This is a genomic window from Variovorax sp. ISS6, from assembly GCF_056523145.1.
Window position 1 is genome coordinate 248574 of sequence record NZ_JAWRZC010000002.1, and the last position, 16142, is coordinate 264715.

The following is a 16142-nucleotide window of genomic DNA, read 5'->3' on the forward strand; positions in this document are numbered from 1 at the left end:
TCAAGGGGTGATCTCCACAACCGGCTGCGCGCGCAGGGCGGCAGCCAGTTGCTCCGTTTCCGTGGCCGACTGGTTGACGTGGAAGGCGATCTGCTCGCTGAAGAGCAGCCCGCCCACGTCGCCCACCGGCAGCCCGGCCGCGCGCGGCGCCGGCGGTGCCAGGCGCTGCGGCGGCGTGCGCTCGTTGCCGATGCGCGGGTCGTTCGAGGCTTCCGAAGCCGCGGCGCCGAGCGCGCCGAGGCCCGACGCACCGTCCGGCCGGTCCGCGGTGTCGCCCACCAGCAGTTCCTGGCCCGGGCGCACGGCATCGAGCACCCGCACGTCGCCCTGGCGCGAGAACATCGCGCGCGCCGGGTCGAGCACCACGAAGCGGCGCTGCAGGCTCTCGACCACGTCGAGGATCGGCGTTCCGCTGTCGAGCCGCGGAATGCCGTCGAGCGGGCGGATGCCTTCGAGCGCGATGCGCAGCGGTTCCTTGCCGTCGAGGAACTGGATGCCGTAGAGCGGACGGATGGCATTGACCGCCTCGTCGATGTGCAGCGGCACCGCCATCGGCTTGAGCTCGTAGGCCTTGTAGCCCCACTCGGTACGGATATCCCAGCCCGCGGGCCAGTCGGGCTGGCCGAACTCGAGCAGTTGGCCGACGCTCGGCGGCACCTCAGCCAGCGGCGGGACGGGTGGCGGGGGCGGCGCCGGCGGCTGCGTGGCCGGCGAGACCGTGAGGCTCACCGTGCCGGTGGCGGTGGCGCCGTCGCGGTCGACCGCGGTGTACGAGAAGCTCGGCGTGCCCGAGAAGCCCGGCAGCGGCACGAAGGTGAGCGTGCCGTCGGCATTGAGCGTGACCGTGCCGCCGTCCACCGCGACCGAGCCGCCGACCGCGATCGGCACGCCGTTGATGTCGCGCACCGTGAGCGGGCCGCCCTCGGGGTCGCTGTCGTTGGCCAGCACGTCGATCGTGACCGGCGCGCCGCCAGCCGAGACGGCGCTGTCGGGTCGCACCACCGGTGCGCCGTTGACCGGCGCGATGTCGATGGTGATGCGGTTGGGCGTGATGTCGAAGGCACCGGCGGAGTCCTGCACCGAGAAGGTGAAGCTCGCGTAGGCCGTGCCGCTGCCGTTGGCCGCGGGCACGAAGCTCAGCCGGCCGGCCGCGATGTCGGCCGCCGAGATCACCTGGCCCGCCGTCACCGCCACGCCGTCGAGCAGCAGCGTGCCATTGACCGGCAGCGTGTCGATGCGAACGTTCGCCAGGGTCTGGCCCGCATCGGCATCGGTGAACGCGAAGTTCGCGCCGGTGAGCACGAGCGCCGTGTCCTCGCTGCCGCGGATCGTCGCGTCGACGCTGTCCGGCGGCGTGTTGGCGCCGACATTGACCGTCAGGGTCGCGGTGGCGGTGCCGCCCTTGCCGTCGCTGACGGTGTAGCGGATGACGACCGGGCCGTTGAGGTTGGTGGCCGGCACGAAGTTCAGCGTGCCGTCGGGGTTCACCGTGACCGTGCCGAGGGCCGGGTTGTCCAGCACGGCGCCGGTCACCGTGAGACTGTCGCCATCGACGTCGCTGTCGTTCGCCAGCACGGGGATGTTGTTCAGCGGCGTGTTGATCGGCGTGCTGGCGATGTCGTTGCCAGCCACCGGCGCGTCGTTCACGGCGGCGACGTTGACGGTCACGCTGACCGTCGAGGTGCCACCCTGGCCGTCGCTCACGGTGTAGGTGAAGCTGGCCGGGCCGTTGTAGTTGGCGTTCGGGGTGAAGACGACATTGCCGCCGACGAGGCTGACCGTGCCGTTGGTCGCATCCTGCACGCTCACGATGGTCAGCGGGTTGCCGTCGACGTCGGTGTCGTTGCCCAGCAAGGTGGCGGCCGGGATCGTCAGCGGCGTGTCCTCCACCGCATTGACGGTGTCGGGGTTCGCCACCGGCGCATCGTTGACCGGAGCGATGTCGAAAGTGATCCGGTTCGGTGTGGCGTCGAAGGCACCACCCGAGTCCTGCACCGAGAAGGTGAAGCTCGCGTAGTTCGTGCCGTTGCCGTTGGCCGCGGGGACGAAGCTCAGGCGACCGGCGGCGATGTCGGCAGCCGAGATCACCTGGCCCGCCGTCACGGCCGTTCCGTTCAGCAGCAAGGTGCCGTTGGCCGGCAGCGTGTCGATGCGAACGTTCGCCAGGGTCTGGCCGCTGTCCGCGTCGGTGAACACGAAGTTCGCGCTCGTCAGCGTGATGGCGGTGTCTTCGGTGCCGGCGATCGTCGCATCGGCGCTGTTCGGCGGCGTGTTGGTGCCGACATTGACCGTCAAGGTGGCGGTGTCCGTGCCGCCCTTGCCATCGCTCACCGTGTAGGTGATGACCACCGACCCCGTCACGTTGGCAGCAGGCGTGAAGTTCAGCGTGCCATCGGCGTTGACCGTGACCGTGCCGCGCGCCGGATCCACCGTGGCGCTGGTGACGGTGAGCGGATCTCCGTCGACATCGCTGTCGTTCGCGAGCACCGGGATGTTCGTGAGCGGCGTGTTGATCGGCGTGCTCGCGAGGTCGTCGCCCGCCACTGGTGCGTCGTTGACCGGCGTGACGACGATGGTCAGCGTCGCGCTCGCGGTGGCGGTGCCGTCGCTCACGGTGTAGGTCGCCACGGGCACCGGGCCGTTGTAGTTGGCCGCGGGCGTGAAGACGTAGCTGCCGTCGGCATCGATCGCCAGCGTGCCCACGCCGGCGAGCGTGGCCGTCTGGCCGGCGGTGTAGCTGATGCCGCCGACCGTGAAGCCCGTCACCGTCAGGCTGTCGCCGTCGAGATCGCTGTCGTTGCCCAGCACGTTCCCGGTGGCCGGCGTGTCCTCGGGCACGGTTTTCGTGTCGGGGTTCGCCACCGGCGCGTCGTTGCTGCCGCTCACCGTGATCGTCAGCGTCGAGCTGTCGGTGCTCGAGCCGTCGGTCATCGCATAGGTGGCGACCGGCACCGAGCCGCTGTAGTTTGTCGCCGGGGTGAAGGTGTAGCTGCCGTCGGCGCGGATCGTCAGCGTGCCCACGCCCGCGATGCTGGCCGTCTGGCCCGCGGCATAGGCCGTGGCGTCGCCCGCCACCGTGAAGCCGGTGACCGTCACCGGGCCGTCGACGCTGCTGGTGCCCGCGAGCACGGTGCCGGAGATCGGCGTGTCCTCGGGCGTGCTCACGTTCTCGTCGGCGTCGGTGAAGGGATCGTCCACCGGCGTGACCACGATGGTCAGCGTCGACGTGTCGGTGCTGCTGCCGTCGCTCAGGCGATAGGTCGCGACCGGCACCGGGCCGTTGTAGTTGGCCGCCGGCGTGAAGGTGTAGCTGCCGTCGGCGTTGATCCTCAGCATGCCCACGCCCGCGATGCTGGCGGTCTGGCCCGCGGCATAGGCCGTGGCATCGCCGGCCACGCTGAAGCCGGTGACCGTCACCGTGCCGTCGGGACTGCTGGTGCCCGCGAGCACCGAGCCCGAGATCGGCGTGTCCTCCGCCGTGCTCACGCTTTCGTCGCCGTCGGAGAAACCGTCGGCCACCGGGGAAACGGCGAGCGTGAGCGTGGCGCTCGCGGTGGCCGTGCCGTCGCTGACGGTATAGGTCGCCACCGGCACAGGGCCGTTGTAGTTGGCGGCCGGCGTGAAGACGTAGCTGCCGTCGGCATTGATGACCAGCGTGCCCACTCCCGCCAGGGAGGCGCTCTGCCCGGCCGTGTAGGTGCTGCCGTCGACCACGAACTGCGTCACCGTGAGCGTGTTGTCGTCGGCGTCGCTGTCGTTGCCCAGCACATTGCCCGTGGCGACCGTGTCCTCGGGAATGGTCTGCGCGTCGGGGTTCGCGACCGGCAGGTCGTTGACCGGTGCGATGTCGATGGTGATGCGGTTGGGCGTGGCGTCGAAGGCGCCGGCGGAGTCCTGTACCGAGAAGGTGAAGCTCGCGTAGGCGGCGCCGTTGCCGTTGGCCGCGGGCACGAAGCTCAAGCGGCCCGCGGCGATGTCGGCGGCGGAGATCACCTGGCCCGAGGTGACGGCCACGCCGTTGAACAGCAGCGTGCCGTTGGTCGGCAGTGTGTCGATGCGGACGTTCGCGAGGGTCTGGCCGGCGTCCGCGTCGGTGAAGGCGAAGTTCGCGCTCGTGAACACGAGCGGCGTGTCTTCCGTGCCGGAGAGGGTCGCATCGGCACTGTTCGGCGGCGTGTTGGTGCCGACGTTGACGGTCAGCGTGGCCGTCGCGGTGCCGCCCTTGCCGTCGCTCACGGTGTAGCTGATGACGACCGCGCCCGTGACGTTGCTGGCCGGGGTGAAGTTCAGCGTGCCGTCGGCATTGATCGACACCGTGCCTTGGGCCGGGTTGTTCAGCGTGGCACTGGTGACCGTGAGGCTGTCGCCATCGACGTCGCTGTCGTTGGCGAGGACCGGGATGCTCGAGAGCGGCGTGTTGATCGGCGTGCTGGCGATGTCGTCACCCGCCACCGGCGCGTCGTTGACCGCCGCGACGTTGACCGTCACGGTGACCGTCGAGGTGCCGCCTTGGCCGTCGCTCACTGTGTAGGTGAAGCTGGCCGGACCGTTGTAGTTGGCGGCCGGCGTGAACACCACGTTGCCATTGACCAGACTGACCGTTCCGTTGGTGGCGTCCTGCACGCTGACGATGGTCAGCGGATTGCCGTCCACGTCGGTGTCGTTCGCGAGCAGCGTGCCCACTGGGATCGTCAGCGGCGTGTCCTCCACCGCATTGACGGTGTCGGGGTTCGCCACCGGCGCATCGTTGACCGGAGCGATGTCGAAAGTGATCCGGTTCGGTGTGGCGTCGAAGGCACCACCCGAGTCCTGCACCGAGAAGGTGAAGCTCGCGTAGTTCGTGCCGTTGCCGTTGGCCGCGGGGACGAAGCTCAGGCGACCGGCGGCGATGTCGGCAGCCGAGATCACCTGGCCCGCCGTCACGGCCGTTCCGTTCAGCAGCAAGGTGCCGTTGGCCGGCAGCGTGTCGATGCGAACGTTCGCCAGGGTCTGGCCGCTGTCCGCGTCGGTGAACACGAAGTTCGCGCTCGTCAGCGTGATGGCGGTGTCTTCGGTGCCGGCGATCGTCGCATCGGCGCTGTTCGGCGGCGTGTTGGTGCCGACATTGACCGTCAAGGTGGCGGTGTCCGTGCCGCCCTTGCCATCGCTCACCGTGTAGGTGATGACCACCGACCCCGTCACGTTGGCAGCAGGCGTGAAGTTCAGCGTGCCATCGGCGTTGACCGTGACCGTGCCGCGCGCCGGATCCACCGTGGCGCTGGTGACGGTGAGCGGATCTCCGTCGACATCGCTGTCGTTCGCGAGCACCGGGATGTTCGTGAGCGGCGTGTTGATCGGCGTGCTCGCGAGGTCGTCGCCCGCCACCGGCGCGTCGTTCACGGCGGCGACATTGACCGTCACGGTCGTGGTCGAGGTGCCACCCTTTCCGTCGCTCACGGTGTAGGTGAAGCTGGCAGGGCCGTTGTAGTTGGCGTTCGGCGTGAAGACCACGCTGCCGTTCGCCAGCGTGACCGTCCCGTTGACGGCATCCTGCACGCTCACGATCGTCAATGCGTCGCCGTCGACATCCGTGTCGTTGCCCAGCAGCGTGCCCACCGGGATCGTCAGCGGCACGTCCTCGCTCGCGCTCACCATGTCGGGGTTGCCGACCGGTGCGTCGTTGACCGCGGCGATGTCGAAGGTGATGGTGTTGGGCGCGGTGTCGAAGGCCCCGCCCGAGTCCTGCACCGAGAAGCTGAAGCTGGCGTAGGCCGGACCATTGCCGTTGGCGGCCGGAGCGAAGCTCAGGCGACCGGCCGCAATGTCGGCCGCCGAGATGACCTGGCCGGCCGTCACGGCCACGCCATCGAGCAGCAGCGTGCCGTTCGCAGGCAACGTATCGATGCGCACATTCGCCAGCGTCTGGCCACTATCGGCATCGGTGAACGCGAAGTTGGCGGTGCCCAGCACAACCGGCGTGTCTTCGGTGCCGGCAATGGTCACGTCCGCACTGTTCGGCGGCGTGTTGGTCCCCACGTTGACCGTCAGCGTGGCAGTCGCGGTGCCGCCCTTGCCATCGCTCACCGTGTAGCTGATGACCACCGCGCCCGTCACGTTGTTGGCCGGCGTGAAGCTCAGCGTGCCGTCGGCATTGATGCTGACCGTTCCCTGCGCCGGGTTGTTCAGCGTGGCGGCGGTGACGGTGAGGCTGTCGCCATCGACATCGCTGTCGTTCGCCAGCACCGGGATGTTGGTCAGCGGCGTGTTGATCGGCGTGCTCGCGATGTCGTTGCCCGCGATGGGTGCGTCATTGACCGCACCGACATTGACGGTCACCGTGACCGTCGAAGTACCGCCCTGCCCGTCGCTCACCGTGTAGCTGAAGCTGGCCGGGCCGTTGTAGTTGGCGTTCGGGGTGAAGACCACGTTGCCGCCGACCAGGCTGACGCTGCCGTTGGTGGCGTCCTGCACGCTCACGATGGTGAGCGGATCGCCATCCACATCGGTGTCGTTGCCCAGCAGCGTGCCGACCGGAATGCTCAGCGGCGTGTCCTCCACCGCGTTGACGGTGTCGGGGTTGCCCACCGACGCATCGTTGACCGGCGCGATGTCGAAGCTGATGCGGTTCGGCGTCGTATCGAAGGCGCCACCCGAGTCCTGCACCGAGAAAGTGAAGCTCGCGTAGTTCGTGCCGTTGCCATTGGCCGCCGGCACGAAGCTCAGCCGACCCGCCGCGATGTCGGCCGCCGAGATCACCTGGCCCGCCGTGACGGCCGTGCCATTCAGCAGCAATGTGCCATTGGCCGGCAGCGTGTCGATGCGAACGTTCGCCAGCGTCTGGCCCGCATCTGCATCGGTGAACGCGAAGTTGGCCGAGGTCAGGACCAGCGGCGTGTCCTCGGTGCCCGAGATCGTCGCGTCGGCGCTGTTGGGTGGCGTGTTCGTACCGACGTTCACCGTCAGCGTGGCCGTGTCCGTGCCGCCCTTGCCGTCGCTCACCGTGTAGCTGATGACGACCGGTCCCGTCACGTTGTTGGCCGGCGTGAAATTCAAGGTGCCGTCGGCATTGACCGTGACCGAGCCGAGCGCCGGATTGACGCTCGCGCCCGTCACCGTGAGCGCGTCGCCATCCACGTCGCTGTCGTTCGCCAGCACCGGGATATTGGCCAGCGGCGTGTTGATCGGCGTGCTCGCGATGTCGTCGCCAGCCACCGGTGCGTCGTTCACGGCGGCGACATTGACCGTCACGGTCGTGGTCGAGCTGCCGCCCTTGCCGTCGCTCACCGTGTAGGTGAAGCTGGCCGGGCCGTTGTAGTTGGCATTCGGCGTGAACACCACGTTGCTGCCCACCAGGCTCACCGTGCCGTTGACCGCGTCCTGCACGCTCGTGATGGTGAGCGCATCGCCGTCCACGTCGGTGTCGTTGGCCAGCAGATTCCCGGTGGGAATGGTCAGCGGCGTGTCTTCGGTCGCGGCGACCGTGTCGGGTGAGGCCACGGGTGCGTCGTTGGCCGCCGCGACGTTCACGGTCACCGTCACGTTCGAGCTGCCGCCGTTGCCGTCGCTCACCGTGTAGGTGAAGCTGGCCGGGCCGTTGTAGTTGGCATTCGGTGTGAACACCACGTTGCCGCCCACCAGGCTCACCGTGCCATTGACCGCGCCCTGCACGCTCGTGATGGTCAGCGTGTCGCCATCGGCATCGCTGTCGTTGCCCAGCAATGCCGACGCGGGAATGGTCAGCGGTGTGTCCTCGACCGCGTTGACGGTGTCGGGCGTGCCGACCGGCGCATCGTTGACCGGCGCGATGTCGAAGCTGATGCGGTTCGGCGTGGCATCGAATGCGCCACCGGAGTCTTGCACCGAGAAGCTGAAGCTGGCGTAGCCCGTGCCGTTGCCATTGGCGGCCGGCACGAAGCTCAGCCGGCCCGCGGCGATGTCGGCCGCCGAGATCACCTGCCCCGTGGTGACCGCCACGCCATCGAGCAGCAGCGTGCCATTGGCCGGCAGCGTGTCGATGCGAACGTTCGCGAGCGTCTGGCCGGCATCCGTGTCGGTGAAGGCGAAGTTGGCCGTGGTCAGGACGACCGGAGTGTCTTCGGTGCCGGAGATCGTCGCGTCCGCGCTGTCGGGCGGCGTATTGGTGCCGACGTTGACCGTCAGGGTGGCGGTGTCCGTCCCTCCCTTGCCGTCGCTCACCGTGTAGCTGATGACCACGGCGCCCGTGACGTTGGCGGCGGGCGTGAAGTTCAGCGTGCCGTCGGCGTTGATGGTCACCGTGCCTTGGGCCGGATTGTTGAGCGTGGCGCTGGTGACCGTGAGGCTGTCGCCGTCGACATCGCTGTCATTGGCCAGCACCGGGATGTTCGAGAGCGGCGTGTTGATCGGCGTGCTCGCGATGTCGTTGCCCGCGACCGGCGCGTCGTTCACGGCGCCGACATTCACGGTGACCGTGACCGTCGATGTGCCACCCTGGCCATCGCTCACCGTGTAGGTGAAGCTGGCCGGGCCGTTGTAGTTGGCAGCGGGCGTGAAGACCACGTTGCCGCCGACCAGGCTCACGGTGCCATTGGTCGCGTCCTGCACGCTGGTGATGGTCAGCGGGTTGCCGTCGACATCGGAGTCATTGCCCAGCAGTGTTCCCACTGGGATCGTCAACGGCGTGTCCTCCACCGCGCTGACGGTGTCGGGGTTGCCCACGGGTGCATCGTTGACCGGCGCGATGTCGAAGTTGATGCGGTTCGGCGTGGTGTCGAAGGCGCCGCCCGAATCCTGCACCGAGAAGGTGAAGCTCGCGTAGTTCGTGCCATTGCCGTTGGCGGCCGGCACGAAGCTCAGGTTGCCTGCGGCGATGTCTGCGGCCGAGATCACCTGGCCGGCAGTGACCGCAACACCGTTGAGCAGCAACGTGCCGTTGACCGGCAGCGTATCGATGCGCACATTGGCCAGCGCCTGGCCCGAATCCGCATCCGTGAAGGCGAAGTTCGCGGTACCCAGAACGACGGGCGTGTCCTCGATACCGGAGATCGTCGCGTCAGCGCTGTTCGGCGGGGTATTGGTGCCGACGTTGACCGTCAGCGTCGCCGTGTCCACGCCACCCTTGCCGTCGCTCACGGTGTAGCTGATCACCACCGGGCCAGTCACGTTGTTGGCCGGTGTGAAATTCAACGTGCCGTCGGCATTGACCGTGACCGTACCTTGGGCCGGATTGTTCAGCGTCGCGCTCGTGACCGTGAGGCTGTCGCCATCGACATCGCTGTCGTTGGCCAGCACCGGAATGTTGGTGAGCGGCGTATTGATCGGCGTGCTCGCGATGTCATCGCCAGCCACCGGCGCGTCGTTGACGGCCCCGACGTTCACCGTGACCGTCACGGTCGACGAGCCGCCCTGCCCATCGCTCACGGTGTACGTGAAACTGGCTGGCCCGTTGTAGTTGGCAGCGGGCGTGAACACCACATTGCCGCCCACCAGGCTCACCGTGCCGTTGGTCGCGTCCTGCACGCTCACGATGGTGAGCGGGTCGCCGTCCACGTCGGTGTCGTTGCCCAGCAGCGTGCCGACCGGGATGCTCAGTGGCGTGTCTTCTACCGCATTGACGGTGTCGGGGTTAGCGACCGGCGTGTCGTTGACGGCCGCGATATCGAAGGTGATGCGGTTCGGCGTGGTGTCGAAGGCACCGCCCGAATCCTGCACCGAGAAGGTGAAGCTCGCGTAGCCCGTGCCGTTGCCGTTGGCGGCGGGTACGAAGCTCAGCCGTCCCGCGGCGATGTCGGCCGCCGAGACCACCTGGCCGGCCGTCACGGCCACGCCGTCGAGCAGCAGCGTGCCGTTGGTGGGCAGCGTGTCGATGCGGACGTTCGCCAGGGTCTGGCCGGCGTCCGCATCGGTGAAGGCGAAGGTGGCCGTGCCCAGGACGACTGGTGTGTCCTCGGTGCCGGACAGGGTCGCATCGGCGCTGTTCGGCGCGGTGTTGGTGCCGACGTTGACGGTCAGCGTGGCGGTGGCGGTGCCACCCTTGCCGTCGCTCACCGTGTAGGTGATGACGACCGCGCCCGTCACGTTGCTGGCGGGCGTGAAGTTCAGGGTGCCATCGGCATTGATCGACACCGAACCCTGGGCCGGGTTGTTCAGCGTGGCATTGGTGACCGTCAGCGAGTCGCCATCGACGTCGCTGTCGTTCGCGAGCACCGGAATGTTCGCCAGCGGCGTGTTGATCGGCGTGCTCGCGATGTCGTTGCCAGCCACCGGCGCGTCGTTGACAGCACCCACGTTGACCGTGACCGTCACGGTCGAGCTGCCGCCATTGCCATCGCTTACCGTGTAGGTGAAGCTGGCCGGGCCGTTGTAGTTGGCAGCGGGCGTGAATACCACGTTGCCACCGACCAGGCTCACCGTGCCGTTTACCGCATCCTGCACGCTCACGATGGTCAGCGCATCGCCATCCACGTCGGTGTCGTTGCCCAGCAGCACGCTGCTCGGGATCGTCAGCGGCGTGTCCTCGGTCGCATCGACGGTATCGGGGTTCCCCACCGGCGCATCGTTGGCCGCGCTGACATTGACGGTGACCGTCACCGTCGAGCTGCCGCCGTTGCCATCGCTCACCGTGTAGGTGAAGCTGGCCGGGCCGTTGTAGTTTGCGTTCGGCGTGAACACCACGTTGCCGCCCACCAGGCTGACCGTGCCATTGACGGCACCCTGCACGCTCGTGATGGTCAGCGTATCGCCATCGACATCGCTGTCGTTGCCCAGCAATGCCGACGTGGGAATGGTCAGCGGTGTGTCTTCGACCGCATTCACGGTATCGGGTGTTCCGACCGGCGCATCGTTGACTGCGGAGATATCGAAGGTGATACGGTTTGGCGCGGTATCGAAGGCACCGCCCGAGTCCTGCACCGAGAAGCTGAAGCTGGCATAAGCCGTGCCATTGCCGTTGGCCGCGGGAACGAAGCTCAGCCGGCCCGCGGCGATGTCCGCAGCCGAGATCACCTGCCCGGTAGTGACCGCCACGCCATCGATCAGCAGCGTGCCATTGGTCGGCAGCGTGTCGATGCGAACGTTCGCCAGCGCCTGGCCCGCATCCGCGTCGGTGAAGGCGAAGTTCGCGGTGCCCAGCACGACCGGCGTGTCCTCGGTGCCCGAGATCGTCGCGTCCGCGCTGTTGGGCGGCGTGTTGGTGCCGACATTGACCGTCAGCGTGGCGGTCGCGCTGCCGCCCTTTCCGTCGCTCACGGTGTAGCTGATGGCGACCGGGCCCGTCACGTTCGCCGCGGGGTTGAAGTTCAGCGTGCCGTCGGCGTTGATGCTGACCGTTCCCTGCGCCGGGTTGTTGAGGCTGGCGCTGGTGACCGTGAGGTTGTCGCCATCGACATCGCTGTCGTTGGCCAGTACCGGGATGTTGGCCAGCGGGGTGTTGATCGGCGTGCTGGCAATGTCGTTGCCGGCGACCGGCGCGTCGTTCACGGCGCCGACATTCACGGTGACCGTGACCGTCGAAGTGCCGCCCTGGCCGTCGCTCACGGTGTAAGTGAAGCTGGCCGGTCCGTTGTAGTTGGCGGCGGGCGTGAAGACCACGTTGCCATTGACCAGGCTGACCGTGCCGTTGGTGGCGTCCTGCACGCTGACGAGGGTCAGCGGGTTGCCGTCGACGTCGGTGTCGTTCGCGAGCAGCGTACTCACGGGGATCGTCAGCAGGGTGTCCTCGACCGCACCGATGGTGTCGGGGTTCGCCACCGGCGCGTCGTTGACTGCTGCGATGTCGAAGGTGATCTGGTTCGGCGTGGTGTCGAAGGCGCCGCCCGAGTCCTGCACCGAGAAGGTGAAGCTCGCGTAGCCCGTACCGTTGCCGTTTGCGCCCGGCACGAAGCTCAGATTGCTCGCCGCGATGTCGGCCGCCGAGATCACTTGGCCGGCAGTGACGGCCACGCCATTGAGCAGCAGCGTACCGTTGACCGGCAGCGTATCGATGCGCACATTGGCGAGCGCCTGGCCCGCATCGGAATCCGTGAAGGCGAAGTTCGCAGTGCCCAGAACGACCGGCGTGTCCTCGGTGCCCGAGATCGTCGCATCGGCGCTGTTCGGCGGGGTATTGGTGCCGACATTCACCGTCAGCGTCGCCGTATCCACACCACCCTTGCCGTCGCTCACCGTATAGCTGATGACGACGGGACCGGTCACATTGGCCGCGGGTGTGAAGTTCAGCGTGCCGTCGGCATTGACCGTGACCGTGCCCTGCGCCGGATTGTTCAGCGTGGCGGCGGTGACAGTGAGGCTGTCGCCATCAACATCGCTGTCGTTCGCCAGCACCGGGATATTGGTCAGCGGCGTGTTGATCGGCGTGCTCGCGATGTCGTCGCCAGCCACTGGCGCGTCGTTGACGGCCCCGACGTTCACCGTGACCGTCACGGTCGACGAGCCGCCCTGCCCATCGCTCACGGTGTACGTGAAGCTGGCCGGCCCATTGTAGTTGGCAGCCGGCGTGAACACCACGTTGCCATTGACCAGGCTGACCGTGCCATTGGTCGCGTCCTGCACGCTCACGATGGTGAGCGGATCGCCGTCCACATCGGTGTCGTTGCCCAGCAGCGTGCCGACCGGAATGCTCAGCGGCGTGTCCTCCACCGCATTGACGGTGTCGGGGTTGCCCAAAGGCGCATCGTTGACCGGCGCGATGTCGAAAGTGATCCGGTTCGGCGTGGCGTCGAAGGCCCCGCCCGAGTCCTGCACCGAGAAGGTGAAGCTCGCGTAGCCCGTGCCGTTGCCATTGGCCGCGGGCACGAAGCTCAGCCGGCCCGCGGCGATGTCGGCGGAGGAGATCACCTGGCCTGCGCTCACGGCCACGCCATCGAGCAGCAAGGTGCCGTTGGCCGGCAGCGTGTCGATCTGGACGTTCGCCAGGGTCTGGCCCGAGTCCGCGTCGCTGAAAGCGAAGTTCGACGGATTCAGGATCACCGCGGTGTCTTCGCTGCCGCCGATGGTGGCATCGGCGCTGTCGGGCGGCGTGTTGCCGCCGACATTGACGGTCAACGTGGCCGTGGCGGTGCCGCCCTTGCCGTCGCTCACGGTGTAGCTGATGACCACGGGGCCCGTCACGTTGCTGGCGGGCGTGAAGTTCAGCGTGCCGTCGGTGTTGACCGTCACCGTGCCCTGCGCCGGGTTGTTCAGCGTGGCGCTGGTCACGGTGAGGCTGTCGCCATCGACATCGCTGTCGTTCGCCAGCACCGGGATGTTCGTCAGCGGCGTGTTGATCGGCGTGCTCGCGATGTCGTTGCCGGCCACCGGCGCGTCGTTGACCGCGGCGACATTGACCGTCACCGTCGTGGTCGAGCTGCCGCCCTTGCCGTCGCTCACCGTGTAGGTGAAGCTGGCCGGGCCGTTGTAGTTGGCATTCGGCGTGAACACCACGTTGCCGCCGATCAGCGCCACCGTGCCGTTGATGCCGTCCTGCACGCTGATGATGACCAGCGTGTCGCCATCGGCGTCGGTGTCGTTGCCCAGCAGGCTGCCCACCGGGATGCTCAGCGGCGTGTCTTCGACGGCGGCCACCGTGTCCGGCGCGGCCACCGGCGCGTCGTTGACCGCAGCGATGTCGATGGTGATGCGGTTCGGCGTCGTGTCGAAGGCGCCGGCCGAGTCCTGCACCGAGAAAGTGAAGCTCGCGTAGCCCGTGCCGTTGCCGTCGGTACCGGGCACGAAGCTCAGGCGCCCGGCGGCGATGTCCGCCGCCGAGATCACCTGGCCGGCGGTGACGGCCACGCCATCGAGCAGCAGCGTGCCGTTCGCAGGGAGCGTGTCGATGCGCACATTGGCCAGGGTCTGGCCCGCATCGGCATCGGTGAAGGCGAAGTTCGCGCTCGTGAGCACGAGCGGCGTGTCTTCCGTGCCGGAGAGGGTCGCATCGGCACTGTTCGGCGGCGTGTTGGTGCCGACGTTGACGGTCAGCGTGGCCGTCGCGGTGCCGCCCTTGCCGTCGCTCACGGTGTAGCTGATGACGACCGCGCCCGTGACGTTGCTGGCCGGGGTGAAGTTCAGCGTGCCGTCGGCGTTGATGCTGACCGAGCCCTGCGCCGGGTTGTTCAGCGTGGCGCTGGTGACCGTCAGCGGGTCGCCATCGACGTCGCTGTCGTTGGCGAGGACCGGGATGCTCGAGAGCAGCGTGTTGATCGGCGTGCTGGCGATGTCGTTGCCCGCGACCGGCGCGTCGTTGACCGCCGCGACGTTGACCGTCACGGTGACCGTCGAGGTGCCGCCTTGGCCGTCGCTCACGGTGTAGGTGAAGCTGGCCGGTCCGTTGTAGTTGGCCGCGGGCGTGAACACCACGTTGCCATTGACCAGGCTCACGGTCCCGTTGGTCGCGTCCTGCACGCTCGTGATGGTCAGCGGGTTACCGTCGACATCGGTGTCGTTGGCGAGCAGCGTGGATGCCGCGATGGTCAGCGGCGTGTCTTCGGTCGCGGCCACGGTGTCGGGGTTCGCCACCGGCGCATCGTTGACCGGGGCGATGTCGAAGCCGATGCGGTTCGGCGTCGCGTCGAAGGCCCCTGCCGAGTCCTGCACCGAGAAGGTGAAGCTCGCGTAGTTCGTGCCGTTGCCATTGGCCGCGGGCACGAAGCTCAGGCGGCCGGCGGCGATGTCGGCGGCCGAGATGACTTGACCTGCCGTGACAGCCACCCCATCGAGCAGCAAGGTGCCATTGGCCGGCAGCGTGTCGATGCGAACGTTCGCGAGCGTCTGTCCGGCATCCGCATCGGTGAAGGCGAAGTTGGCCGTTCCGAGGACGACTGGCGTGTCCTCGGTGCCGGTGACCATTGCATCGGCGCTGTTCGGCGGCGTGTTGGTGCCGACATTGACCGTCAAGGTCGCGGTGTCGGTGCCACCTTCGCCATCGCTCACCGTGTAGGTGATGACTACGGCGCCAGTCACGTTACTGGCCGGCGTGAAGTTCAGCGTGCCATCGGCGTTGATCGTGACCGTGCCGAGCGCCGGATCCACCGTGGCGCTGGTGACGGTGAGCGGATCTCCATCGACATCGCTGTCGTTCGCGAGCACCGGGATGTTCGTGAGCGGCGTGTTGATCGGCGTGCTGGCAATATCGTCGCCGGCCACCGGCGCATCGTTCACGGCGGCGACGTTGACCGTCACGGTCGTGGTCGAGGTACCACCCTTGCCGTCGCTCACCGTGTAGGTGAAGCTGGCCGGGCCGTTGTAGTTGGCCGTGGGCGTGAAGACCACGCTGCCGTTGGCCAAGGTCACCGTGCCATTGACGGCATCCTGCACGCTCACGATCGTCAGCGCATCGCCGTCCGCGTCGGTGTCGTTGCTCAGCAGCGCGCCCACGGGGATCGTCAGCGGCACATCCTCGCTCGCGCTCACCGTGTCGGGGTTGCCGACCGGTGCGTCGTTGACCGCGGCGATGTCGAAGGTGATGGTGTTGGGCGCGGTGTCGAAGGCCCCGCCCGAGTCCTGCACCGAGAAGCTGAAGCTTGCGTAGGCCGGACCATTGCCGTTGGCGGCCGGAGCGAAGCTCAGGCGACCAGCCGCGATGTCAGCGGCAGAGACGACCTGGCCCGCGGTGACTGCCACGCCGTCGAGCAACAGCGTGCCATTGGCCGGCAGCGTATCGATGCGCACATTGGCCAGGGTCTGACCGCTGTCGGCATCAGTGAATGCAAAGTTCGCGGTGCCCAGCACCACCGACGTGTCTTCCGTACCGGAGATCGTGGCGTCGACACTGTTCGGCGGCGTGTTCGCCCCGACATTGACCGTCAGCGTGGCAGTCGCGGTGCCGCCGTTGCCGTCGCTCACCGTGTAGGTGATGACCACGGCGCCCGTGACGTTGCTGGCCGGCGTGAAATTCAGCGTGCCATCGGCGTTGATGCTGACCGTGCCACGGGAAGGATCCACGGTCGCGGAGCTCACCGTCAGCGCATCGCCATCGACATCGCTGTCGTTGGCCAGCACGGGGATGTTCGCCAGCGGCGTGTTGATGGGGGTGCTGGCAATGTCGTTGCCGCCCACCGGCGCATCATTCACGGCGCCCACGTTGACCGTGACCGTGACGGTCGAGCTGCCGCCCTGCCCGTCGCTGACGGTGTAGGTGAAGCTGGCCGGACCGTTGTAATTGGCGTTGGGCGTGAACACCACGTTGCCGCCCACCAGGCTCACGGTGC

General features: G+C 67.8%; 1 protein-coding gene (only partly in view). It reads right to left on the reverse strand.

Annotation, left to right across the window (positions count from 1 at the left end; translation table 11 throughout):
* Nucleotides 1-16142, reverse strand: partial view of an Ig-like domain-containing protein gene (locus tag AC1HIL_RS33040; protein ID WP_479669096.1) — the end only. The gene runs 32587 nt beyond the window's last position; the window shows 16142 of its 48729 coding nt (coding positions 32588-48729); the start codon falls outside the window, past its right edge — the gene reads right to left on this strand; the stop codon is at nucleotides 1-3.